This window comes from Aminobacter sp. P4_H6_2, assembly GCF_056400805.1.
Map to the genome: position 1 here is coordinate 1 of NZ_JBFUKO010000901.1, position 1,605 is coordinate 1,605.

Here is a 1,605-nt window from a genome sequence, read left to right on the forward strand (position 1 = left end):
TTCACAAGCGCTTCCACAATTGCCGTTCCCAAGCCYRCATTTGGCGCATTGCTTRCAGGTTTTCCMACGCCRTTGTCCGAGACAGTCAGCTTCCAATCGYCGCCATYGGTCTCGTAGGTCACCTGAATARKTGCGYYSGKYCTCTTYTTMGGAAAGGCGTATTTGATRGCATTRAGAACGAGTTCGGTGACGATYARCCCCAAGCTTACAGCCTTCTGRGARTCGATCCTGCCGCCTTCGGTGACTACGTTCACGGCAATGGCGTGGTCTTCTCCAATCATCGAAGCGGCCAAGCTGYTGCAAAGCTTCGWCARGTAGGAACCCACTTCAATCTCRTCTAGCCCGGTCGAGGCGTGAAGATGCCGCTGAACCTCGGCAACCGACATRACCCGCTGRTGCGCGTCCTTCAGATGCTGGCGTGTTTCCTCAGAGGTGACCGAGCGGGCCTTTATCAGCAATATGCTGGCGATGATCTGCAGGCTGTTGGCAACCCTGTGCTCCATTTCGCGAAGMARCACATCCTTCTGGCGAAGCAGMTCTTCGGTTCGGCCCAGAAGCTCTTCCTTTTCGCGCTCGATCACGCGGCGGGCCGTTATGTCGGTGAAGGCGAGCAAGACGGTAATGGCTTTGCTGTGGTCGTAGATGACCTTTCGAGCATTGAGCAACATCGTGCGGTGGCCGATGTTGGGAAAATCGTAGGCCACCTCGAAACCATCCATCGCGGTCTTCTCAGGGATGATTGTTTCCAGGAGCAGACGAAGTGCGGGAATGTCCCACTGACCATCACCGAGGGCATAGAGCAACGCCCCCCGCGTCTGCTCGGGATCGACTTTGAATGTCTGGTAGAAAGAACGACTGGCCGCCAGCACAAAAAACTGTTCGTCAAGCACGAGAAAGGGCTCGGGGATCGTATTGACGATAGCCTGCGCCAACGTCTGAGCGTCGTCGACATTCGCGATGGGATGGAACATGGGCGTGAAGCCGATCTGAGGCGGATATCGCCTGCAGGCACGTTATAGAGTTGCGCGACGCCTGTCTCTAGCTGACACAGGCTCTCAAGGCACGGGTTGGAAGGGCGACGTAGGTATATAGCGTTGCCAGAGCTGGTTCGGTCCCGTTGGAACGAATTCCTTTGCCAAGGTTCGGAAAGATCGGGCCGTTGTGATTGCTGTCGGTCGTGGCAATGAAACGCCGTCTGATCTTCGGTTGCAGGTCATGGGCGCGCATCAGCCGTCGAATTTTCTTAAGATTGGCCACAAAACCCTTCATGCGCGTGGCGTGGTGTTGGGGTTCGCAATGAGGCTTGGACGTCACACTGTGTTGTCCTGATTCTTGAACTCGGGGCGCGACTCAGAGTTGATTGGCAATATCTGCCATTAGTGCAACCGTCTCCCAGCAGCTGCGTTTAGTATTATGGAAATGAGCCCAACCATCTGGCTGAAGGGCGGGGAGTTCTCTCTCCGGAACATCGACTCCGTTCCCGACGCGGTCGATTTCCTAGAACAGTGGCCGTTCGATAAACGCAACCCATTCTTCTATCTGGCAGAGCAAGCGCTGCAGGGTGCAATCAACGGCTCCATTCCCATTGATCAGGCTAGAGAGGCT

General features: G+C 55.5%; 3 protein-coding genes. 1 reads left to right on the plus strand and 2 read right to left on the minus strand.

The genetic code is table 11. The features are described from left to right. The coding region (locus AC1DUU_RS31465; RefSeq protein ID WP_476787219.1) for a sensor histidine kinase at positions 1-971 on the minus strand (971 nt) is incomplete at its 3' end. 67 nt (positions 972-1,038) lie between these two features. Beyond that, on the minus strand, positions 1,039-1,269 hold the full coding sequence (locus tag AC1DUU_RS31470) for a hypothetical protein (RefSeq protein ID WP_476787220.1): 231 nt from the start codon (positions 1,267-1,269) through the stop codon (positions 1,039-1,041). Positions 1,270-1,419: 150 nt separating this feature from the next. Between AC1DUU_RS31470 and AC1DUU_RS31475 the strand changes: the two genes are divergently transcribed. Then, the coding region (locus AC1DUU_RS31475; protein ID WP_476787221.1) for a DUF982 domain-containing protein at positions 1,420-1,605 on the plus strand (186 nt) is incomplete at its 3' end.